Here is a 22,235-nt window from a genome sequence, read left to right as displayed (position 1 = left end):
CTCCCGCCCGCCACCCACCGCCACCCGTTGAGGGGTCGCTCCGCGACGCTGTGCAAGATGGGCCTCGTCATCGCCGCTTTCGCCGGCACCGCAGCGGTCTCGACCGGCTGCGCAGCCGGCGACGGCGCGGCGACCCTGCAGATCCAGCCGAACTTCGCCACCGGCACCAGTGGCGACGTCCAGGCCCTGAACATGGTCGTGGTCGTGGACCCGGCCACCAACGCCGCCCAGGTGACCGGGACCGTGGTCAACAACGGCGACGACCCGGCCACGCTGTCCGGCGTCACCGTCGACGGCAAGTCGGTGTCCGTGGCCAGCCCCGGCCTGGCCCTGGCCCCGCACTCGGCGCTGAACCTGGCCGCGCCCTCCGGCCCGAAGATGGTGCTGACCGACTCCACCTCGGTGGCCGGGCACATCTCGCCGGTGGCGCTGAGCTTCGCCGGCGGCGCGACCATCTCGGTGGCCGCCTCGACCGAGGCGAACACCGGTATCTACCAGCAGTTCCAGCCGTCCAGCTCAAGCTGATCGGCGCCGGGCCACCTGGACGTCCGGCCGCTCACCGGGGTTTCGGTGGGCGGCCGGAGTCGGCTCGGCGAGGTCAGTCCGCTCGGCCCGCTCGGCCCGCTCGGCCCGCTTAGTCGGCTCAGCCGATCAGCACCGCGACCAGTGCCCCGACCAGCAGGAACGGCCCGTAAGTCAGCGCCGACTTCCGGTCCATCCGGCCGGTGCGCAGCATGACCAGCCCGAACACCGACGCCGCGGCCGTTCCCGCGAAGATCCCCAGCATCAGGTCGCCCCAGCCCAGGTAGCCCAGGAACAGCCCGAGCACGGCGGCCAGCTTGGCATCGCCGAGCCCCATCCCCTCGCCGTCCGGCCGGACCAGGGCCAGCGCCAGGAAGAGCCCGCCGGCCAGTGCCACTCCTATCAGACCTCTGAGCACCGGGGTCATGTCCCGGTTCAGATAGGCCGCGGTGCCCAGGCCGACCAGGCCCAGCACCGCCAGCGGCGCGGTCAGCTGGTCCGGCAGCCGGCGCACCGCCAGGTCGATGAACGCCAGGAGCACGCCACCGAAGGCGAACACCAGGAACGTCAGCACCACCGGGTCGTTCCCCAGCCGCTGCCCGACCGCGAAACCGGCGACCGCCGCCGCGATCGCCACCAGCCAGATCCGCGGTCCGAGGGCGTCCCGGCAGTGTCCGCACCGGCCGGTCCACAGCGCGAACCGGGCCCAGCCGGCCGGCAGCCGCTCGCCGCAGCGGCCGCAGCGCTGCCGCGCGGGCGTCCCGGCGTCGACCGACATCTGATAGGCGCCGCGGGCCAGAGCCGGCCCGCACAGCGCTCCGACCAGGGCGGTCACCACTGCGACGTCCATCCGGGCTCCTGTTCAGCCTGCCGTGAGCGGGTCGTGTTCGGCACGCGCAAGTAGGGGGTTCCCCGATGGGGATCCGCGCTTGTCAGGGCGGACCTTATCCCCTGACGCCGCTGGCCGTAGACTTCCGAGTCATGCGTATGACGTTGACGGTGGTGGATCCTGTCCAGGGCGCCTGGATGGACGCACTGCTGGACGCGGACGGGGAGTCATCGATCCCACAGGTCGCGGACCAGTTGGGTCGAATGCTGGGGGCGCAAGGGGCCAACCCGGGGTCACCGCCCCTCCTGTTCGTGGACGGCGATCTAGTGGATCAGCGCCACACATTGGCTTCCTCGCCATTGCGCGAGGGCTCGGTGGTCTCACTCCACAATCCCTCGGGCTGTCTGCCCGCGGAGCCCTACGGAACGGTCGAGGTCCGGGTAGCCGGCGGCCCGGACGCCGGCGGGGTGCATCGAATAAATCCCGGTTACGCCGACATCGGTCGTTCCCGGCGTAACCGTGTCAAGATCGACGATCCCGGCATACCGGACTTCGCGCTGCGGGTCAGCCTGGACGTCCGAGGTGTGATCCGCGTGGCCCCGTACGAGGGCGTGGCCGCGACCCTGGAGAAGCAGCCACTGGTCGGGGAGGCCGAGTGGAAGCCGGGGATGCAGGTCGTGATCGGCACCACGATCCTGGAGGTCGGCTACTTCACGCCGCCGGACGCGGCCCTGACCCCGTCCGAGGACGGCGCGTTCCTGGACTACAACCGGCCGCCGCGGATCCTGCCGCCGGAGCGCCAGACCCGGTTCAAGCTGCCCACTCCGGTGACCGAGGAGCACAAGCGGCCGTTCCCGATCGTGATGCTGGTCGCTCCGCTGCTGATGTCGGTGGTCATGGCGGTCATGCTGGGGCGGCCGGAGTACCTGATGATGGCGGCGATGTCGCCCGTGATGATGATGGGCAACTTCTGGCAGGACAAGAAGTCCGGCAAGAGCAGCTTCGCCCAGCGGGTCGCCGAGTACGAGGCGAAGAAGGCGCGCATCGAGCAGGACGCCCGTGAGGCCCTGGCCCTGGAGCGCAACGCGCGGCGCCAGGAGAGCCCGGACCCGGCGACCCTGCTGGACATCGGCATCGGCCCGCGCCAGCGGCTGTGGGAGCGCCGCCGCCGCGACGCGGACCACCTGCTCCTCCGCGTCGGAACCCTGGACCAGGACTCCGAGGTGATGCTGGAAGACCCGGAGCAGGACGAGCACCGGCGCAACGTCGCCTGGACCGTCCCGGAGGCCCCGGTGATCATCCCGCTGAAGGAGCGCGGCGTGATCGGCGTGGCCGGCCCGGCCGGCACCCCGCGGGCCCTGGCCCGCTGGATGGTGGCCCAGACCGCGGCCCTGTCCAGCCCGGACGACGTGCAGTTCGTGCTGCTCACCGACTCCCACGCGCAGCAGGACTGGGAGTGGATGCGCTGGCTGCCGCACCTGCGGCCGGCCTCCGGGCAGAACGCGACGGCGCTGATCGGCACCGACGCCGAGACGGTCGCCCAGCGCATCGCCGAGGTCACCCAGCAGCTGACCTTCCGGCTCAAGGAGCAGATGGCCAAGTCCGGCAGCCCCACCGACCAGGTGGCGTTCAAGGACCCGGACATCGTGGTGATCCTGGACGGCTCGCGCCGGCTGCGTTCGATGCCCGGCGTGATCCAGATCCTGCAGCAGGGCCCGATGGTCGGCATCCGCGCGATCTGCCTGGACGCCGAGGACCGCTTCCTGCCCGGCGAGTGCCAGGCGATCGTGGTCGTCGAGCCGCAGGGTCTGCGGGTGCAGCAGGTCGGCCAGGACATGCTGCGCGGCGTCCGCCCGGACGCCGTTTCGCCGGTGTGGTGCCAGCGCCTGGTGCGCGGTCTGGCCGCGGTGCGCGACGTCTCCGGCAACGAGGAGGCCTCGGGCATCCCGAACTCGTCGCGGCTGCTCGACGTGCTGGGTCTGGAGCCGCCGACCAGTCAGGCGATCGCCGCCCGGTGGACGATGGGCGGCGAGACGACGATGGCGATGCTGGGTGAGTCGTTCGACGGGCCGTTCGGGATCGACATCCGTCGGGATGGTCCGCACGGTCTGATCGCCGGTACTACTGGTGCTGGTAAGTCTGAGCTGTTGCAGTCGATCGTGGCCACGTTGGCGGTGGCGAACAAGCCGACGGCGATGACGTTCGTGCTCGTGGACTACAAGGGCGGTTCGGCGTTCAAGGACTGTGTGCAGTTGCCGCACACGGTGGGTATGGTCACCGACCTGGACAACCACCTGGTGGAGCGCGCGCTGGAGTCGTTGGGCGCGGAGCTGAAGCGCCGGGAGCACATCCTGGCGCAGGCCGGTGCCAAGGACGTCGAGGACTACGGCGACATCCGGAAGAAGAACACGCAGCTGGACCCGATGCCGCGGTTGCTGATCGTGATCGACGAGTTCGCGTCGATGGTGCGGGAGCTGCCGGACTTCGTCACGGGTCTGGTGAACATCGCTCAGCGTGGTCGGTCTCTGGGTATTCACTTGCTGCTGGCCACGCAGCGTCCGTCGGGTGTGGTGTCGCCGGAGATCCGGGCCAACACCAACCTTCGGATCGCGCTGCGGGTGACCGACGGGGCCGAGTCGACGGACGTCATCGACGACCCCTCGGCCGGGTTCATCTCCAAGTCGACGCCTGGTCGTGCCTATGTGCGGCTGGGCGCCAACTCGCTGGTGCCGTTCCAGGCCGGCCGCGTCGGTGGCCGCCGCCCCGGAGCCAACGTGGTGTCGCAGGCCTCGGTGTGGAGCACTCGGCTGGACTGGCCGGGGCTGGCGGCCGCGCCGCCGAAGAAGCCCGAGGGGCCCAAGGCCGAGGACGACGCGGAGATCACGGACCTGAAGGTGCTGGTCGACGCGATCCGCGAGGCGAACACCGCGATGCAGATCCCGCCGCAGCACTCGCCTTGGCTGCCGGCGTTGCAGGACACGGTGTTGCTGTCGGATGTGCCGCCGGTGCGTCGCCATGGCGGTCACGACCTGGCGCCGGTGCCGTGGGGTATCGACGACCTACCGTCGTTGCAGGCGCGGCGGGCGGCGGTGCTGGACTTCGGTTCGCTGGGGCACATGCTCATCGCCGGTGCGCCTCGGTCGGGGCGCTCCCAGGTGCTGCGGACGATGGCCGGTGCGATCGCGTTGACGCAGTCGACCGCTGATGTGCACATCTACGGGATCGACTGTGGCTCCGGTGCGCTGTTGCCGCTGACGGCGTTGCCGCACTGTGGTGCGGTGGTGCAGCGTCAGCAGTCCGAGCGGGCGACGCGGTTGATCTCCCGGTTGAACCAGGAGATCGCCAACCGCCAGGAGCGGCTCTCGGCGCAGGGCTTCGCCGGGATCATCGAGCAGCGGATGTCGGTGCCGGCGGATCAGAAGCTGCCGCACATCGTGGTGTTCCTGGACCGCTGGGACGGTTTCCTGGGCTCGCTGGGCGAGATCGACGGCGGCACGCTGACCGATGAGATCCAGCGGATCATGCGCGAGGGCCAGGGGGTCGGCGTGCACATGGTCATCACCGGCGACCGCCAGGTGCTCAGCGGCCGCATCGCCTCGCTCACCGAGGACAAGCTGTCGTTCCGGCTGCCGGACAAGCAGGACTTCGGTCTGATGGGTCTTCAGCCGCGCAAGCTCCCGGACGAGATCGCCACCGGGCGCGCGTTCCGGGCCGAGACCGGGCTGGAGACCCAGGTCGCGATGCTGACCCCGGACGGCGCGGGGCAGGCCCAGGCCGCGGCGCTGGCCGCGATCGCCGAGCAGGCCAAGGCCCGCGACGCGCAGATCCCGCGCTCGCGCCGCCCGTTCCGGGTGGACGTGCTGCCGAACCGGATCTCCCTGGCCGAGGCCTGGGAGCTGCGGGACGAGGTCTCGCAGGGCCGTCCGCTGTGGGCGCTGGCCGGCGTCGGCGGCGACGAGCTCATCGGGGCCGGTCCCGACCTGGCCGACGGCGTGCCGGCGTTCGTGATCGCCGGCCCCCCGAAGTCCGGCCGCTCGACGATGCTGCACACCATGGCCCGCACCCTGGTGGTGCAGGGCTCGCAGGTGGTGCTGATCTCCCCGCGCAACTCGGCGCTGCGCAAGCTGGCCGGCGAGCGCGGGGTGCTCGCGGTCTTCGAGAACTCGGACATCAGCGAGGAGGACCTGCGCGCGGCGCTGGACGCGGGCAGCGGCCACCCGGTCTGCGTCCTGATCGACGACGGCGAGATGCTGAAGGACGCGCCGTGCGGCCCGGTGCTGCGGGACATCATCAACCTCGGCGGCGACCGGGCCCAGGGGCTGATCGTGGCCGGCAGCGCCGAGGACCTGAACAGCGGCTTCAGCGGCTGGCACGTCGACGCCCGCAAGAGCCGGCGCGGCGCGCTGCTCTCGCCGCAGTCGCCGATGGACGGCGACCTGATCGGCGTGCGGCTCAGCCGCAGCCAGGTCGGCGGCCAGGTGCAGGCCGGCCGGGCGCTGCTGCACCTCGGGGACGGGGAGCTGCGGACGGTGCAGGTGCCTACGGATTGAGGTGGGTGCTGAGCGCGGGGCGCGCTGATGTTGAGCGTGATGCGCTGAGCGCGAGGTGCTGATGCGCTGAGCGCGAGGCGTGCGCGGCGCTGATGTTGAGCGCGATGTGCTGAGCGCGAGGTGCTGATGCGCTGAGCGCGAGGCGTGCGCGGTGCTGATGCTGAGCGTGATGCGCTGAGCGCGAGGTGCGCGATGCGCGATGCTTTGCGCGAGGTGCTGATGCTGAGCGCGATGTGCGAACGCCGACGGCGGTCTGGGCTTCGGCCCGGGCCGCCGTCGGCGCTTTTTGTGCAGGGGGTTTGTTGGTTGGGCTGGTTGGGCTGGCTTGGTTGGTTACGCCAGGTCGGTCAGGCGCAGGCCGGGTGTCCCCAGCGTCCGCTGCCGAGCTTCGTGATCTTCTCGCCGGCGTCGTAGCCCTTACCGCAGGAGCAGGTACCCGCGAACTTCGCCTGGATGGTGAAGGCCTTCCCCTGCTTCGTCGCAGCGGTGTCGCCGCCGGCGGTCTTCGCGCTGCTCGCCGTGCCGCCTCCGCCGCCCCCAGAGCCCGCTCTGCCGCTCCGGGCGGGCCGATCCGGGGTCCCGGGAACCTGCGAGGCGTCCGTTCCCTCTATGGCCTTCTGGCTGACCGCCGTGGCGCTCGCGGCCCGGTCGGCGAGGTCGTTGTAGGGATCGCCGTTCACCTGGTGCGCGGCCACATGCACGAACACCACGTCCCGAGCCCCCAACAGGGCGTCGATCTCGCGGATCAGGTCGGCGTTGGCCACCGGCTTCTTCCCCGCGGTCATCCAGCCGTTCTTCTTCCAGGACGGCAGCCACTTGGTCACCGCGTTGATCGTGTACTGCGAATCCAGCCGGGCCTCCACCCGCGCCCCCGGCCCGACCTCCACCAGCAGCTCGCGCAGCGCGGTCAGCTCGGCGATGTTGTTGGTCGCGTGCCCCAGCGGCCCGGACCGCCACCGCAGCACGGTCCCCTCCGCGTCGGCCAGGACCCAGGCCCAGGCCGAGGGTCCGGGGTTGCCTTTGGTGGCGCCGTCACAGGCGGCGATGAGACGCTTCTGGGTGCTGGACATCACTCCATGGTGGCAGACGGGCGGCCCGGAGAAACGGACTGGGGCAACACCCGCCGCGTTGGGTACCATGGCGACGGATCAGATCGGCCCGCCGATCGCCCGGTCCGGCCGCTGTGGCGCAATTGGCAGCGCACCTGTCTTGTAAACAGGCGGTTAGGGGTTCGAGTCCCCTCAGCGGCTCTCTGTAGATAGTCTGACCAGCGGTGGAACGTCACACCGCTTCGTCGGCGTCCTTCGTCGTTCACATTTCATCACCACGCGGGCTGAAAGCGAGCGCGGAGCCGACCGTTCGACCAGAACCCATCCCACGTGATCACGGAAGACGAACGCGCCCTCGGGGACGAGCGCCGGGGCCGTCTTGGTCTGATTACTCGGGAACGACATGCGTGTCTCTAGCTTCTCCTAGTTGCCTTCCTCGTCGTTGCGCGTCCACAGCTTCGAGCTGGCAAGAAACGTCTGATCGGGGATGCTGACGAACTCCACCGTGACGAACTTGCGCCACTGTTTGGCGGCCGTCCCCGGCACCGGAGCGTCGTAGGGCCGTCCCACCTTCGCCACCTCGTGCCAGGCCGAGTCCGGGTCCAGGTGCACCCACTGGCCGGGCTTGAGCGTGGCCACCGGCACGCACCGCTGGTTGGCGACGAAGTAGCGGCCGGGCTCTGCCGGACCGGCCATCGGCTCTACGGCGGTGATTGTGTGGCTTGTCGTCCTCACGGCCTGTTCCCCTCTACGCGCCTCAGATCTTTTAGACCGTAACTGCACAGGTCAGGGCATTAGAAGGGCAAGTCACGTACTGGCATGGATTGCTCAGGCGCGAGCGCGGAACTCCGCTGCGATCGAGGCCAGAAGGCCGGTGGCGTCCGTACCCCACAACGCGTGTCGCTCGAACAGCCGGAACCGTTCGAGGTGAATTTCCACGTCGCGTGGGTCGCGCATCACGACGAGTCCGCCGTATGTCTCGGCGGTAGCAAGCCGCTCGTCATACAGGACGAAGACGCTTAGCAGGGATGGCAGTCGTACAACCGGCGTTGCTGGGATCACCCCGATGCGGACGCTAGTGAGGTTGGCGATAGATGCCAGGTGGTCAGTCTGAACGGCCATTCCTTCGACACCCAGGATCGGCCAGCGTATGGCGCTCTCTGTCATCAGGAACGTGAAGCGCTTCTCACGGTCGTAGAGGATGCTTTGGCGTTCAAGCCGCTTCGCAATGGCTGCCGCCTGCGGATTCGTCATGCTGGCTCGGGCGTATTCGGGCGTGTGCAACAGCCCGGTCAGCATGGTCGGCAGGAAGAATCTGATTTCGTGCGAGTCCTGTTCGAGCTTCGCCAACTCCCGCTGTCGGTGCTCAAGACCACGGCGACGTGACGAACGAACGTCATGGAACTCTGTGTTGGCGGACCGTGCCAACATCAATAGCTCGTCGGCTTCGTGCTTGGGGACTTCAAGCGCCCTGACAATGGCCTGTACGTCGAACACGGACGGTAGAGTCCGGCCGGTTTCAATCCGGCTGATCTTCGTCTGACTCATCCCGGTCCGCACTGCCAGGCGTTCCCCGGACAAGCCAGAAGCTAGCCGCAACTCTTTGAGGGCTGCGGCTAGGTCGGCTCGCTGTTGCTCTTGCTCCTCGGGCTCGATCAGTTCGAGTACTCCAAGAACGGAACGGAGTGCTTCAGTGCGTAGTCTCGCCATTCGAGGTACTGCGTGAGGTCGGCGTCTTCGACCAGCTCACGGCCGATCTGCGTACCATCCATGTGGTAGTCCAGGCGCGCCACGGTCTTCTCGTCGTAGAGCCAGAAGTCGAACGTGGGGAGCGAGGGCAACGGGCTCCCGGTCAGGTCCAAGATCCGGATGTCTTCCCCGGCTGCGACGTTCCCCGGAACAGACCAGGCGAAGCCGTAATGCTGGTAGTCCGTTAGAGGCCGGCGTACGACCCGCACTCGCTGCATGGTCTTGCCCGCTGCGATGTTGGCCCGCACCGTCGCGTGCCATTCGGAGTTGTGGCCTTCGGGTACAGGCTCGCCCGCCAGGAACCGGCGCACGCTGTCTTGCTCGGCGGGCATGGTGTACGTCGGCTGGACTTCCAGACGGAACGCCGACCGCTCGAAGTTCCTCGCATAGGCCTTCCAGGCTTCACCCGCCAAGCGCATTAAGCGCCTCCCGCAGCAAGTCCGCTGAGATCTCGACTGCCTGCTCTCCTACGCCGAGACGGAGTCCGTCAGCGTGGCTCACGCCGTCACCCTGCACGACGATCGTTTTCCGGTCGCTGATGAAGACCGCCGCGCAGTCGTCGTTGTCGCAGTCCGGCCCTGAGAGTTTGGTCAGCTTCACGCTTCCTCCTGGCTCGTAGCGGATCGATCACCACTGGTGAGGCTAGGCGCGCTCCTCAGAGCCGGTCAACGACAAGTCACGTTCCCGCATAGATCTCTATGCACGTTCCTGACTGGAGTCTCCGGACAGCACAAAGCCCCCGGTCGGGCCGGGGGCTCGTGCGCTGGCGTCGTACACATTTCGTCACCCGAACGGGTCCGAAGGGTCCGGACGTGCGTCCATGGTTCCGATGCGGGGCGTTGTGGTGAACGCTGGTCAGACCGATCAGCGTCGGAACGCTGGGAACCGGGCGACAAGCCCCAGACATACCAGGCGGTTAGGGGTTCGAGTCCCCTCAGCGGCTCCCGAAATGTGGGCTCTCTGACCTTGGTTTCTGTAGCTTGAGCTGCGGAAGCGGGTCAGAGGGCCCCACGAAGATCGCTCGTTGGTGCAGGTCGCTACGGCCAGCAGACGCGGCGCCGATGACATCAGCGCCGGGAACGGCTCCGTTACCGGGCGATCAGAGACCGGCCGTCGCGCCAACGGGTGAGCACGGCCGTATGGCCCGTCTGCTCACCGATGGCGGCGTCAATGCGGAACCGGCCGAACACGGTCGTCAGGTCGAGCGCGGCGACCGTGTCCCAGTGCGGGCCCGGGCCAGCCGCAGCGGCGATCACCCCGGCCGCGTACGCCTGCACCCCCGGATAGTCCGGCACCCCGCCGAACCGCTCTTCCCACACGCGCAGGAACTCGCGCTCGTCCATGCCGGCCTCCACCACGCCGACCGCGCCCGGCGTCCACTGCCCGACCCCGAACACGCCCTCGGCATTGTCGACGTCGTCGGCGAACGAGGCGACTCCGGCGGCGACGCTGCACACCAGCCGCGGCGGGTTCGGCAGCGCGCGTGCCCGGTTCACCACCGCGACGTCGTCCTCATACACCCCGGCCGACAGCAGGTCCCATTCGCCGTCCGGTGGCGCGTCGAAGTCGAGCTGATCGATGGCGATTCCAACTGCGCGCGCATCCCGTCCGGCGCCGGCGGTCACCTGGCGGCCGAACTGTCCGATCTCGCAGTACGTGAACAACCGCCCCGAGCAGGACTTGGCCAGGTGCGCTACGAACGGAGACGCGTATCGATCGGCGGGGGTCAGGATGTTCACTACGCAACCGGGGATGTTCAACCGTCCGCCGCTGCCGCCGTGGTTGAACAGCAGCAATCCACGGCGCTGCGCGAACGCGGCGGCCGCCCGCGCCAGGATGGTGGAGTACGGCCCGAAAAGCAGGTCCACGTTCGCGGCGAGCTCCGGCAGCCGCGCTTCGAGCACCGTCGGCTCGCTTTCGTCGTCGACCACCACCAGCTCCGCGCCAGCCTCGGCCGCCCACAACCGCAGCCCGTTCGCTGCCTGAGTCCCGAACGGCGCGAACCGGCCCGTCAACGACAGACAGGCCCCGGCGCGGATCACAGTTCTACCCGGAAGCGCCAGCTGTGCCGGCTGGCGTCGGAGATCTCCTCCTGCACGTACACCGGATTGCCGTACCGGTCTTCGAAGGTGGTCGTGGTGTGGACCACGGTCACGCCGCGGGCCAATCTCAGGATCTCTCGTTCCTTGTCGCTGGCGTTCCTGCCTTTTAGGTCGATCCAGGATGTGGCGAGTGGGCCTCGCAGCTCCTCGACGAGGCGGGCGGCGCTGCCGCGGATCCGTCTCCGTTCGGTCAAAGCCGTACCGGACGCCCAACCGGCGGGGAACCAGCTGCGGGCCATGCGAACCGGCTGCTCGTCGGCGAACATGCGGACCAGTCGCATCACCACGGCGTCGCCGTCGTCGAGATGGAGCTCCGCCGCGATGTGGCCCGGCGCGGCTACCCGGTCCTGCACGTCCAGTATCTCCTGGCGGCCGATGATGCCGTGCTCTGCGACCGTCGCATCGAACCCGGGGCGGCCGACGTCACGGTGGCGACGCCAATCCGCCGCGACGATTGCGATACGTACCGATGGTTCGGTCCGCACGCGCGGCACAGCACCCTGTCTCATGTCGATGAGACCGTCAGCGTGCAGCGTCTCCAGCGCGCGGCGAACAGTGACACGGCTTGTGCTGTAACGCGCGCACAGCTCGCTTGCTGACGGCAGTGCGTCCCCGGGCCCGTAGCGACCGTCGAGGATGGCTGCGCGCAGGTCGGCCGCGATCCGTTCTCGTCGAGACGACACGGTGCTCATGCTGGCCACGATAGCGCCACTTGGTTATCCAGGTTCTTGACCGGCTTCGCAGTGTGGGAATACCGTTCCGACTTGGGTACTCAAGTTGGGGTGAGCGGAGAGCCGTAATGCAGCCCAGACAGGACATCACCACCTCGGGCCGACGCCTCGCCCGTGATGCTCAAGGCCGTGTCGGCGAGGTCATGCCACCGCCGGTACCTCCGCACCTATGCGCCCCCGACAAGCCCGGCAGCGTTTGGCTCCGGCCAGTCAACGGCGGCCTCGAATGGTCCGTGCCTGCCGACCAGGTCACCTACCTGGTACGCCAGCCGTGAAAGACGAGCGCACACCCGCCTACCGGCTACGGCAGCGCAACGGCCACCCCGGCGGCCAGCAAGTCAACGCCGACGAGGCCGCGATGATCGCGCAGCGCGCCGGCGGCGTCGGCGACCACCGCTCGCCGCAGGGCCTCGTCTGGTCCGAGCCGGACCCCGGTGGACCTGGCGGGTTTTCCTACTACACCCTCACGCCCGTCTACAAGGAGGGAACGTGAGCGCCTGGACACCGCACCCAGACGCCGTCGTCCACGACCCCGCACGCGGCTGTGACGGCGTCCTACTCGGCCGCGCCGCCGACGGCACGTGGCGGCTGGCCGGCCTCGGCGACGAGCGCTGGAACACCGACCAGATCGCGCCGGCCGCCAGCCGCCCGGTCGACGAGTTCGGGCACGAGATGCCACACCCGCTGCGACCGTGGGAGCAGCCCGACTCCGGCTGGAGACAGGGCGTCGTGCCCTCGGCAGTACTGGTGTGAGGCATATCGAGATCGGTTTCGCGCATTCATCATCGCCAGCGTGGCCTGCACCTGAGACCCCCGCCGGCTCCGGAAGCTGATGACACCGCGATAGCGAACCGCGCTCAAGGGGGATCAATGGCGTCCGGTCGCGATGCGGTCGGGCGCTGGCGTGTCCAGGCCAGTGCGCTTCCGGAAACCCGGCTCCACGCGTACTCTCAGCGCACTGAATCGGGCACCAGGGGGAAACATGGATACGGACATCGCGCAGCCACCGACCGTGACCGACACGCCGCGGCGCAGTTTCGGCACCGCAGTCCTGGCGGCGACCGCTGTTGTCGCGCTCGGCGTCGGCTTCGGCGCCGGCTACGTCAGCCACACGAGCAGCAGCGCCAGCAGCTCCGCGACCACCGCCAGCAGCTCCGCGACCACCGCCGTCCACGGCACCCTCACGCTGCCGGACGGCGGCTACAGCAGCGTCGGCACCACCTGCTCCGGCAGCGGCGGTTACCAGGACATCAGCGCCGGAGTCGCCGTCACCATCGGCGACCAGACCGGCAAGACCCTGGCCGTCACGAGTCTCGCGGCCGGCACGTTCGGTGGTGGCGGCTGCCAGTTCGCGTTCAGTACGAACGTCGCCGCGGCCACCACCTACACCGTCACGATCAGCCACCGCGGCACGCAGACGTTCACGCCGGCCGATGTCGCCAGCGGCTTCAATATGACGCTGGCTGCCAGCTGACGCCGGGCTAATAGGGCAGTGGTGCACGAACAGCAGCTGCACGCCGACGTTGGCCGCGATACCCAGCGCAGACGCACCGCCGGCCAGGAACCACGCGCGCCGGTTCGTGGCCGCCTGGCTCGATTCGAGCTTGTCCAACTGCACGTCGCGTTTCTTCAGCTCCGCCGCTCCGCGCCGCTCTCGTTCGTCGGCCAGCTGCTCGCTGTGCGTATGGCACAACATCAGCAGGTCGAGCTGGCCCTTGGTCTGAGCGTTGCCGACGTCGATAGTGGCCTGGATGCGTTCCAGCGTGTACTTGGGCCAGCGCGACGGCGCTTCAGGTCGAGCGGCCCAGGACAGCCCCTGACGCTATGATCATCCCCATTTCTCTCGGCGGCTCTCTGTAGGTAGCGCTGACCAGCGGCGGAGCTTCACACCGCTGCTCCGGGAGCCGGTCGCGGGGTAGGGCTGCGGCCTACCCCTGGTCCGGCCAGACCGTGGCCTGAATCCGGATGTAGGGAAAGTTCGTCGCATCCCGCCCCTGGCTCAGCACCTGCACCACCGCGTACTGCCGCCCCGGGTTGAAAGCGCTGTGCGCCACCCGGAGGCAGTACACGGCGCCGGGGACGGCCGTCACGTGCGTCGAGTTCTGGGCCAGCAGCAGCGTGGCGCAGGCGTCGGGGGTCGGCGTGGCCGGGCCGGGCCACTGCGTGGCGCCGAGGCTGGCGAAGAAGGTGCCGTCGAAGCTGGCGCTGATGTCGGGGTCGCCGGATTGGTCCGGGCTGGGTGGGACGGTGGCCAGTGAGTCGCCGAGTGAGCCGACCTGGACGGCGCCCTGCCACTGCGGGTCCGGCGGCGGGGGAGTCGTCGGGCGTGGCGGTGGTGCGCTGCTGGTCGGCGGCGGGGTGGTGATCGGCGGAGGCGGTGTCGGTGACGGCGTGGGCGTGGGCGCCGGTGAGTTGCTGTCCGGCGTGGTCGGGGCCGGTGTGGAGGGCGGAGCCGACGTGGCGGGTGCCCCGTCCGGTCCGCCGCCGGCGGCCGGGGTGTCCTGGACGGTCAGTACGGTCGTCGCCGCCGAGGCCGGGTTCCCGGCCGGGTCCGAGCGCAGCAGGGTGATCATGCCGGCGATCGCGGTGAGCAGGGCGGCGATCCCGGTCAGGATGGCGGCCAGGGGTTTGGCGTTCTCGGCGAAGCGGCCGCGGTGCCAGCCCTCGCCGGTCCGACGCCCGCCCGATCCGCTCGTCACTTCCACCCCTGTGAATGAGAGCCTTGACGCACGTCAGGCTAGCCGTCCCGGGCTCGGTCGGCCAGATGTCCGATGTCCGATGTCCGGTTCCGGCTCCTGCTTCGACTCCTGCGCCTACTCCTGCTCCGCCTCACCGCCGCGGCGGACTGGGCTGCACCGGGCGTGGTGCGGGCGGGGGCAGCGGCCCCGGCGGCGGGTCCTTCGGCGGCCGCTGCGGATTGGTGGCCAGCCCGGCCCGCATTCGGGCCACCGGCAGGAAGTCCCACGTCGCCACCTCCAGACCGGTGCGGACCGTCAGGAACACGTCGAAGCCGTCCGGGACGCCCGACCGGTCTCCGTTGCGCAGCGGCGGGGGTTCGGTCCAGGCGGCGTTCACGAACCGCACCGGGACGTGCCCTAAGTACTTGCGGGCCCGGGAGCAGTCGGTGCCGAGGATCGACCGGCCCAGGCACGCCGCGCACAACAGCAGGCCACTGTCGGGGTCGCGCCCGAGGGGGTTCCCTGCGCAACCGCAGGAATGCTGACACCGTCGCATCGTTCCTCCCGCCTCCTCGGCAGCGGAGTCGAGCGTAAGCCCGGGTGAGGGACGTGAGCAGCGGGTTCATTGTCGGGATCACCCGGATGAGTGGCCGTCGCCGGCCCGCGCCTGCGACTTCAGTCGCACCCACCCGCCCGTCTCGAGTCGTACGCGGGGCCGTGGATCACCGCCCGGCGACTACTCGGAGACCAGCCCCTCGGCCGACGACCGGGACCCCCCTTGCTACCTACGGTTTCCTTGGGCTCGGAACCGCCCGCCCACATCGCGGTCCGGCCCCTCACACCACCACAGCCAGCGACAGCCACCAGGTTTTCCGGAGGGGTTCCATGTCCGCCATCACCCGAACGTTTCGAGAAGGCTCAGAGTCCGCGTCGAGCGGTTACGCGGTCCTCGCCCGTGATCTCGTCAAGACCTACGGCTCCGGCGCCACCGCGGTCCGCGCGCTGGACGGCGTCACCGTCGGCTTCGGCCAGGGGGAGTTCACCGCGATCATGGGCCCGTCCGGGTCCGGCAAGTCCACGCTGATGCACTGTCTGGCCGGGCTGGACACCGCCACCGCCGGCTCGGTGCAGATCGGCGGCGTGGAGCTGACGAAGCTGAACGACAAGGCCCTGACCCTGCTGCGGCGGCGCCGGATCGGCTTCATCTTCCAGTCCTTCAACCTGCTGCCCACCCTGACCGCCGAGCAGAACATCCTGCTGCCGCTGGACCTGGCCGGCCTGAAGCCGCCGAAGCAGTGGTGGGACCAGGTGATCGGGGTCTTGGACCTCGGCGGGCGGCTCAAGCACCGGCCCGGCGAGCTTTCCGGCGGCCAGCAGCAGCGCGTGGCCTGTGCGCGGGCCCTGATGAGCCGTCCGGAGGTGGTGTTCGCCGACGAGCCGACCGGCAACCTGGACTCCCGGTCCGGCGCCGAGGTGCTGGCGTTCCTGCGGATGAGCGTGCACGAGCTGGGCCAGACCGTCGTGATGGTCACCCACGACACCACCGCGGCCTGCGCCGCCGACCGCGTGGTGTTCCTGGCCGACGGCATCATGCGCGGCGACGTGGCGTCCCCGACCCCGGACTCGGTGACCGCGCAGCTGCGCATGATCCGGCCGGACCGCGTCGCGGCCGGGGAGTGACGAGGCGATGTTCAAGACGGCACTGGCGAATCTGCGGGCGCACAAAGCCCGCATGCTCCTGTCCTCGATCACCGTGCTGCTCGGTGTCGGCTTCGTGGCCGGCACGCTGATCTTCACCGCCTCCATCAAGGAGTCCTTCTTCGACAGCTTCGCCCGGCAGGCCAAGAACGTCGACGCGGCCGTCACCCCGGCCGGCGGTCTACAGGTGTCGAGCATTGAGAACCAGCAGGATAAGAAGACGGTCAACCCGGCCGCCCTGGACGCGGTCCGCAACCTGCCGGACGTCGCCTCGGCCGAGGGCCGGGTGCTGGGTCCGGCGCCGGTGCTGGACAAGACCGGCAAGGTGGTCAAGGAGAACGGCAACACCGGGGTCGGCGTCGCGTTCCCGACCGACGCCAAGCTCGGCTACTTCGACCTCTCCTCCGGCCACGCCCCGACCGCCACCGGCGAGATCGCGATGGACCAGGCCACCGCCGAGGACCGGCACTTCGCGCTCGGCGACGCGGTGACCGTGATCGACCACGGCGACCAGCCGGAGAGCTTCCACCTGGTCGGCATCTTCGACACCAGCACCGACAAGACCTACGCCGGCGAGACGGTCGTCGGCTTCGACACCCCGACCGCGCTGCGGGTCACCGGCAGCGCCGGCTACGACCAGATCGCGGTGCGCGCCAAGTCCGGGGTCAGCCAGGATCATCTGGTCACCGAGCTCAAGGACCTGCCGGTGCTGGACGGCAGCGGCGACACGTTCTACACCGGCGCGCAGCTGACCACGGAGCTGGCCAGCAAAGCGACCGGCTACACCAGCGGCTTCGGCACGTTTCTGCTCGTCTTCGCCATTATCGCGGCGCTGGTGTCGGCACTAGTCATCCAGAACACCTTCCAGATCCTGGTGGCGCAACGAGCCCGGGAACTAGCGCTGCTGCGCTGCGTCGGGGCCACCCGCCGCCAGGTGTTCGGCAGCACCCTGATCGAAGCGTTCGTCTTCGGCGCGCTCGCCTCGGCCGCCGGGTTCTTCGCCGGTATCGGTCTGTCCATGGGCCTGTCCGCGCTGCTCAACGCGGCCGGGTTGAACATGCCGACCGACCACCTGGTCATCGATCCGAGCGCCGCGCTGTACTCGATCGGCCTGGGTCTGCTGCTGACGGTCGGTTCCGCGGTGCTCCCGGCCCGCGCCGCCACCCGCGTCGCCCCGGTACAGGCGCTGTCGGCGCAGCTCGGTGAGACCCGGGTGACCCGCAAGGCCGGGCGGGTGCGCGTCGGCATCGGCCTGCTGCTGGCGCTGGCCGGCATCGCGGTCGGCTACGCCGGGATGCAGACCCAGGACCGGAGCCGGGGGTTCATGGTCCTCACCCTCGGCGCCATGGTCACCTTCATCGGCGTGCTGGCCCTGGGCCCGGTGATCGCCTCGCCCGTGATCCGGGTCCTGGGCTGGCTTCCCGGCAAGGCGTTCGGGCCGACGGCGCGGCTGGCCACGGCGAACGCCGGCCGCAACCCGCGCCGGGTGGCCGCCACCACCGCCGCGCTCACCATCGGCATCACCCTGGTGACGATGTTCACCGTGGTCACCGCCTCCATCAAGGCCTCCGCCACGGACTCCATCAAGGAGCACTTCCCGTTCGACTACCAGGTGGTCTCCGAGCCCGACCGGTCCGTCCCGGCGGACACCGTCGCCAAGCTCAAGGCCCTGCCCGAGCTGGGCACGGTCGCGGCCGAGTACGACGGCAAGATCACCCTGAACGGGAGCTCCGAGCGGGCCGGCGCCATCGACGCCGCCGGCTACCACACGCTGATCAACCCGATCATGAAGCAGGGCTCGATCAGCGACGTGGTCCCGGGCACCGTGGCGTTGCAGGACAGCCAGCTCACCTCCCTGCACACGGCCATCGGGCAGACGGTCACGGCCACCGGGCCGAACGGCGGTCCGGCCCTGACGCTGAAGGTCGTGGCCAGCTACCAGGACAGCGGCATCGGGATGCCGGAGACGACGATCTCGGTCGCCGACTTCCAGCACCTGGACCCGTCACAGGGCCCGGACACGGTCAGCGTGCTGGCCGAGTCCGGGGTCACGCTGGCGGCGTCCCGGGCGGCGATCGAGGCCGCGGTCGCCGACGACCCGCTGCTGACCGTGAACAGCGTCGCGGACTACAAGAACCAGCTGAACACCAGCCTGAACCAGATCCTGGCGATGTTCACCGCGATGCTGGGCCTGGCGATCCTGATCGCGCTGATCGGCATCGCGAACACCCTGTCCCTGTCGGTCCTGGAGCGCACCCGCGAAAGCGCCCTGCTGCGCGCGCTGGGCCTGACCAGAGCGCAGCTGCGCCGGATGCTGATGGTCGAGGCGATGCTGATGGCGGTGCTCGGGGTGAGCCTGGGCATCGTGATGGGCGGCGGCTTCGGCTGGGCCCTGGTGCACCTGGTGGCCAAGGCCACCGGCGTCGGCAGCCTGGCGATCCCCTACGCGCAGCTGCTGATCTACGTCCTGGCCGGCGCCCTCGCGGGCGTTCTGGCCGCGGTCGTCCCGGCTCGCCGGGCGGCACGGCAGACGGTCGCTACAGCGATTACGGAAGCCTAGGAGGGGAGCCGCCCGGCTACGGGGGCATCGGGGGACAAGCGGCCCTGCGCACTCAGTGCGCAGGGCCGCTAAGTGTTCTGGGAGCCGCTTACTGCAAGTACCCCTCGACCTCGCCGACCGCGCGGGCCTTGGCCTCGCCCGGGTTCTCGCCGGTCTCCTGCTTGGCCCGGCGCTGCCGCAGCAGGTCCCAGCACTGGTCCAGCTCGACCTCGGCGGCCTTGAGGGCGGTCAGGTCATCGGGCGTGGGATTCGGGTGCGACCGCAGGTGATGCTCCTGATCGACAAGCTCTTTGATGCGCGCGCCGATGCCGGCGTCGTTGGTGGTGTCAGCCATGGGACCACCGTATGCCGCCGCGCGATGCGGCGCAGTTCTTCGTGATCCACGCGGGCAGCGAGCAGGCCGACGGCGAAGAGGGGGCAGTGGACAAGCGCGCAGCAAAGAGGCCGACGCCGAGCGCCGGCCTGGGGAAAGCGCGGTCTAGAGCCCGATCAGCCGCTTCAGCCGACGGAACGGCGCGCGCAGCCACAGCGCCCGCTCCGAGCGCCGGGCCCCGCCGGTCCGGGGCAGGACCGCGATCATGGTCGCCAAGGCCTCGGTGGCGTTGTCGTCGTCACGCACGGCCGGCGCGTCCACCATCGCCGCGAAATGCCGGTCGAGCCGGTCCGCCACGGCCTGGTTGCCCAGGTTCAGCGGCGGCACGCCGACGCGCCGCGGCGGGGTCATCGGACCCGCCGTCGAACCGCTCGCCTGAGACATCGCCACCCTTAAAAGGTAGCGCATCGCACCCCACGCGGCACAGAGGTTCGGTGTTCCGTTATCCCGTTGTGCCGAGTGCTGAATGTCACACCGGATCAGGACCCTGTCTGACCAGGGGCCGACCCGGTATGCGGGACAGAGTTCTGAGATACCGCCGAATCGCGGTGCCGGCGGGCATCGGGTTCTGCTACAGGCCGGGCGGGAAGTTGTAGGCGGACGGGACCTGCGGGGTCTGGCTCTTCGCGCCGATCCAGACCGCGATCTCGTCGTGCGCCTTCAGCACGTACTGCGCCGGGTCGCCGGCGACCTCCTTGCCGTTCACGATCACGTGCAGCGCCTGGCCGGCGCCGATCGCGACCGGTCCGACCTGGGCGGCGGTCAGCGGCTGGCCCCACTCGGTGAAGAACTGCCCGAGCTTGAAGGGGGTGTCCTTGGCGGACTCGATGTGCATCACGCCGCTGGTGTCGTGGGTGTGCAGCGCGGTGATGGTCTGCGCGTTCTCATCGATGCCGACGTACTGCGGCACGGTGACCGGCTTGCCGTCGACGATCACGTCCAGGTGCGCGTGGTAGTGGACCTGGAGCATCTCGCTGCCGAGCATCGGCAGCCCGGCCTTCAGCGCGGTCGAGGACTGGTCGGGGTTGCGCGGCCAGTCAGTGCTGAATCCTTTGGCCGAACCGCTGGAGCCGCTCGACGAGCAGGCGGTCACTATCAGGGCCGTCACCGTCGCCGCCAGGCCGATCGCGGCCTGCTTGGGGATACTCATGCCGCCCAACCCTACCGACGCCGGAAGGGCCTCCAGTTCGAATTTGAACAATTATTGGCGTGAGGATCCTCACCTGCGAGATCGCCGAAAATCCGGGGGCTCGCGCCGCAGCGAAACGGGCGGCGCATCAGCGCCGCCCGCCTCAGGGATCCCAGGGGTTCCCGGTGGATCCGTCAGTACGCGTCCGGCCCGGCGCCACCGGCCCCGCCGGGCTCACCGAACCCGCCGTCCACGCCGTCCTCGCCGGTCAACACCGCGCCCACCAGCACCGGCAGCGCCGCCGTGACGTCCGCCGCGACCGGCACCTGCAACCGCACCACCGGCCCGCCGCCGACCCGGGCGAACCCGCGGCCCGGGGGCAGCACCGCCGGCCCGCCGATCTCCAGCGTGCCGCCGAACAACGCCGTGGACGCCCCGGGCGGCAGCTGGCCCAGTCCGACGCGGGCGTGTGCCTGGTTGCGGACCGTGGCCCGCAGTTCGGACACGCGCTCGGCCCGGCAGGACAGCACCACGGTCACGCCGGTCGTCCGGCCGGCCCGCATCAGGTCGGCCAGCAGGTCCTGCGGATCGGCCAGTCCGGCCCGCCCCGCCGCCTCGCCGAGCGAGGCCAGCTCGTCCACGAACAGCCACAGCGGCTTGGCCAGCTCGGCGATCAGCGTGTCCTCGGTGTCCCCGAGGTCGCGCAGCCGTTCGGCCCGGCGGGTGGACTCCGCGGACACCCAGTCCAGCAGGTCCATCGCGGCCGGCGCCGCGGACTCCACCCGCAGCACGCCATCGCGGCCGGAGAACTCCTCGAAGTGCCCGGTGTGCTCGGCGTCGATCGCGGTCACCAGGTGGCCGTGGCCGATCGCCTGGGCCGCCAGCGAGCGCAGCAGGTTGGACTTGCCGCTGCCCAGCACCCCGGCCACCAGCAGGTGCGGTTCGGCGGCGAAGCGGCCGTGCCGCCAGACCACCGGGGCCAGCTCCACCACCGGCACCTCGCCGCCGGGCTCGGCGCCCAGCTGCACCGGGATCAGGCGCGCGGTCGAGGTGGGGTCGGTGAAGCCGAGCACGTACTCGATCTCGGCGACCTTCCAGGGCTGGGCCGGGATCCCGATCGGCAGCGGCGGCAGGATCCGGACGGAGAGCTTGTTGCCCTCCTCGTCCCAGTCGTACAGGTACTCGTTGGCCTGACCGATCTTGCCCTCCAGGGCCCGCTCGACCTTGGCCCGGGAGTCGTGCTCGCCGTCCTTGAAGAACGGGGAGTACTGGAGCTTGAGCGCCACCAGCCGGTCGGCGTCGTCGAACTCCCATTCGGAGAACCCGTCGCGGTAGCCGCCGCCGGGCTTGAACCGCTCGTCCGGGTCGTGGGTGTCCATCAGGTAGGGCACCAGGCCGTTGTAGGCCGACTGGAGCCGGGCCACGTGCGCGTCGCTCTCCGGGTCCTTGCCCGGATCCGGGCGGTCCCGGCCCAGGTAGGTGGCCCCGGCCGCCCAGACCGCGATCAGCAGCAGCACGCCGTACGGCTGGAAGCCCACGGCCACCGCGCACACGGCGAAGACGAAGACCACCAGGTCCCGCCACTCCTTGTGCTTCTCGTGCCCGCCGGCCTCGGTCCAGTACGTCTTGGCGTCCGCGGCCATCTGCTTGGTCCCGCGGACCAGCACGACCGCGGGGTGCCCGATGTCCAGCGCCCGCGCCTTGGCACGCTTGGACACGTGCCGGGTGCTGTTCGAGTAACGGCCGACGGCCTCCGTGATCGGGTGGTCACGGAAGCCGCGGGCCAGGCGCTGGATGGGGTTCTCCGACCCCACCGATCCCGCCATGTGTGTTCGACCCCTTAGCTCTCAGCTCTTCGTCGCCGTCACGGCCGCCAGCGGCCGGGCTAGAAGTGCAGGTTGCTGATGAAGCTGGCGATGGATGCGCCGCTCTGCTTGATGTTCGGGGCGATCGAGGTGGACGCCAGGTAGAAGCCGAGCAGTGCGCACACGATCATGTGCGAGACCTTGAGCCCGTCCTTGCGGAACAGGATGAAGGTGATGATGCCCAGGAGCAGCACACCGGATACCGAGAAGACCATGACAGCGACTCCTTCGCCTGCGAGTGCCCGGCGTCTTTCGGTCGCCGTGCGTTCTACCTTGTGATGCGGTCGGCTATGGAGAGTGGCCGTCGCCCGGCTGGCGGGGCCATTCGTTCCCGATGGGAGATGAAAACCAGATTCAGATGAAGCTCACTTCTGGATTCTCGCCCAGCGGGACCGGCTTT

Annotated in this window: 22 protein-coding genes and 1 tRNA gene; 8 read left to right on the top strand and 15 right to left on the bottom strand. The window is 69.8% G+C overall.

Annotated features, from left to right (window positions below; all coding sequences use genetic code 11):
- Positions 1-525: copper chaperone PCu(A)C (locus tag IZR01_RS18710; protein WP_228559745.1), on the top strand; the 525-nt coding region annotated here is incomplete at its 5' end.
- A gap of 118 nt (positions 526-643) precedes the next feature.
- Here the strand turns inward: IZR01_RS18710 and IZR01_RS18705 are convergent.
- Positions 644-1,372, bottom strand: a complete 729-nt coding sequence (locus IZR01_RS18705) for a prepilin peptidase (RefSeq protein ID WP_194924563.1) — start codon at positions 1,370-1,372, stop codon at positions 644-646.
- A 131-nt stretch (positions 1,373-1,503) separates the two neighbouring features.
- Between IZR01_RS18705 and IZR01_RS18700 the strand changes: the two genes are divergently transcribed.
- Entirely contained in the window at positions 1,504-5,901 is a 4,398-nt protein-coding gene (locus IZR01_RS18700) for a type VII secretion EssC family protein (protein WP_194893901.1), read from the top strand.
- 347 nt (positions 5,902-6,248) lie between these two features.
- On the opposite strand, the gene IZR01_RS18695 is transcribed toward IZR01_RS18700, so the two are convergent.
- The gene (locus IZR01_RS18695; protein WP_194924562.1) at positions 6,249-6,971 is read right to left on the bottom strand and encodes a ribonuclease H family protein; all 723 of its coding nucleotides are present in this window, start codon (positions 6,969-6,971) and stop codon (positions 6,249-6,251) included.
- Between the two features lie 107 nt (positions 6,972-7,078).
- On the opposite strand from IZR01_RS18695, the gene IZR01_RS18690 reads away from it, so the two are divergent.
- A tRNA-Thr gene (locus tag IZR01_RS18690) sits at positions 7,079-7,151 on the top strand.
- Between the two features lie 222 nt (positions 7,152-7,373).
- Here IZR01_RS18690 and IZR01_RS18685 read toward each other — a convergent pair.
- The 6 genes from IZR01_RS18685 to IZR01_RS18660 all read right to left on the bottom strand — a co-directional run bounded on the left by IZR01_RS18685 (position 7,374) and on the right by IZR01_RS18660 (position 11,493).
- Entirely contained in the window at positions 7,374-7,685 is a 312-nt protein-coding gene (locus tag IZR01_RS18685) for a hypothetical protein (RefSeq protein ID WP_194924561.1), read from the bottom strand.
- A gap of 93 nt (positions 7,686-7,778) precedes the next feature.
- On the bottom strand, positions 7,779-8,660 hold the full coding sequence (locus IZR01_RS18680; protein ID WP_194924560.1) for a helix-turn-helix domain-containing protein: 882 nt from the start codon (positions 8,658-8,660) through the stop codon (positions 7,779-7,781).
- Complete coding sequence (locus IZR01_RS18675) at positions 8,606-9,118, bottom strand: DUF6879 family protein (protein WP_194924559.1); 513 nt, start codon at positions 9,116-9,118, stop codon at positions 8,606-8,608. Before IZR01_RS18675 ends, IZR01_RS18680 begins: the two co-directional genes overlap by 55 nt.
- On the bottom strand, positions 9,102-9,299 hold the full coding sequence (locus IZR01_RS18670) for a hypothetical protein (protein ID WP_194924558.1): 198 nt from the start codon (positions 9,297-9,299) through the stop codon (positions 9,102-9,104). Before IZR01_RS18670 ends, IZR01_RS18675 begins: the two co-directional genes overlap by 17 nt.
- Positions 9,300-9,787: 488 nt before the next feature.
- Positions 9,788-10,741: an ABC transporter substrate-binding protein gene (locus IZR01_RS18665; protein WP_194924557.1), complete on the bottom strand. Its 954-nt coding sequence runs from the start codon at positions 10,739-10,741 to the stop codon at positions 9,788-9,790.
- The gene (locus IZR01_RS18660; RefSeq protein ID WP_194893894.1) at positions 10,738-11,493 is read right to left on the bottom strand and encodes a GntR family transcriptional regulator; all 756 of its coding nucleotides are present in this window, start codon (positions 11,491-11,493) and stop codon (positions 10,738-10,740) included. Before IZR01_RS18660 ends, IZR01_RS18665 begins: the two co-directional genes overlap by 4 nt.
- Before the next feature lie 310 nt (positions 11,494-11,803).
- Here IZR01_RS18660 and IZR01_RS18655 point away from each other — a divergent pair, with 310 nt between their 5' ends.
- The 3 genes from IZR01_RS18655 to IZR01_RS18645 all read left to right on the top strand — a co-directional run bounded on the left by IZR01_RS18655 (position 11,804) and on the right by IZR01_RS18645 (position 13,006).
- Complete coding sequence (locus IZR01_RS18655) at positions 11,804-12,025, top strand: hypothetical protein (RefSeq protein WP_194893893.1); 222 nt, start codon at positions 11,804-11,806, stop codon at positions 12,023-12,025.
- A complete protein-coding gene (locus tag IZR01_RS18650) occupies positions 12,022-12,285 on the top strand; it encodes a hypothetical protein (protein WP_194893892.1) in 264 nt (87 codons plus the stop codon). The genes IZR01_RS18655 and IZR01_RS18650 overlap by 4 nt, the downstream gene beginning before the upstream one ends.
- 229 nt (positions 12,286-12,514) lie before the next feature.
- Positions 12,515-13,006 (top strand): hypothetical protein, encoded by a 492-nt coding sequence (locus IZR01_RS18645; protein WP_194924556.1) that lies wholly within the window; start codon positions 12,515-12,517, stop codon positions 13,004-13,006.
- A gap of 454 nt (positions 13,007-13,460) precedes the next feature.
- On the opposite strand, the gene IZR01_RS18640 is transcribed toward IZR01_RS18645, so the two are convergent.
- Together IZR01_RS18640 and IZR01_RS18635 are read right to left on the bottom strand one after the other, a co-directional pair.
- A complete protein-coding gene (locus IZR01_RS18640) occupies positions 13,461-14,231 on the bottom strand; it encodes a hypothetical protein (protein WP_194924555.1) in 771 nt (256 codons plus the stop codon).
- A 130-nt stretch (positions 14,232-14,361) separates the two neighbouring features.
- A complete protein-coding gene (locus IZR01_RS18635) occupies positions 14,362-14,766 on the bottom strand; it encodes a hypothetical protein (RefSeq protein WP_194924554.1) in 405 nt (134 codons plus the stop codon).
- Positions 14,767-15,095: 329 nt separating this feature from the next.
- Between IZR01_RS18635 and IZR01_RS18630 the strand changes: the two genes are divergently transcribed.
- Both IZR01_RS18630 and IZR01_RS18625 read left to right on the top strand, forming a co-directional pair.
- On the top strand, positions 15,096-15,890 hold the full coding sequence (locus IZR01_RS18630) for an ABC transporter ATP-binding protein (RefSeq protein WP_194924553.1): 795 nt from the start codon (positions 15,096-15,098) through the stop codon (positions 15,888-15,890).
- Between the two features lie 7 nt (positions 15,891-15,897).
- Positions 15,898-18,468, top strand: a complete 2,571-nt coding sequence (locus tag IZR01_RS18625; protein ID WP_194924552.1) for an ABC transporter permease — start codon at positions 15,898-15,900, stop codon at positions 18,466-18,468.
- 88 nt (positions 18,469-18,556) lie between these two features.
- Here IZR01_RS18625 and IZR01_RS18620 read toward each other — a convergent pair whose 3' ends face one another.
- From IZR01_RS18620 to IZR01_RS18600, 5 genes are all read right to left on the bottom strand, one after another.
- Positions 18,557-18,802: a DUF2630 family protein gene (locus IZR01_RS18620; protein ID WP_194893886.1), complete on the bottom strand. Its 246-nt coding sequence runs from the start codon at positions 18,800-18,802 to the stop codon at positions 18,557-18,559.
- 144 nt (positions 18,803-18,946) lie between these two features.
- Positions 18,947-19,231: a hypothetical protein gene (locus IZR01_RS18615; protein ID WP_194893885.1), complete on the bottom strand. Its 285-nt coding sequence runs from the start codon at positions 19,229-19,231 to the stop codon at positions 18,947-18,949.
- Between the two features lie 181 nt (positions 19,232-19,412).
- Complete coding sequence (locus IZR01_RS18610; RefSeq protein WP_194893884.1) at positions 19,413-19,991, bottom strand: hypothetical protein; 579 nt, start codon at positions 19,989-19,991, stop codon at positions 19,413-19,415.
- A 173-nt stretch (positions 19,992-20,164) separates the two neighbouring features.
- Positions 20,165-21,796, bottom strand: a complete 1,632-nt coding sequence (locus tag IZR01_RS18605) for an ATP-binding protein (protein ID WP_194893883.1) — start codon at positions 21,794-21,796, stop codon at positions 20,165-20,167.
- A gap of 59 nt (positions 21,797-21,855) precedes the next feature.
- On the bottom strand, positions 21,856-22,050 hold the full coding sequence (locus IZR01_RS18600; protein WP_015796679.1) for a hypothetical protein: 195 nt from the start codon (positions 22,048-22,050) through the stop codon (positions 21,856-21,858).
- Between the last annotated feature and the right edge of the window lie 185 nt (positions 22,051-22,235).

It is taken from the genome of Catenulispora pinisilvae, from assembly GCF_015356865.1.
Taxonomy (GTDB): Bacteria; Actinomycetota; Actinomycetes; order Streptomycetales; family Catenulisporaceae; genus Catenulispora; species Catenulispora pinisilvae.
The sequence above is the reverse complement of the archived record's forward strand: the minus strand, read 5'-3'. Positions and strand labels throughout refer to the sequence as shown.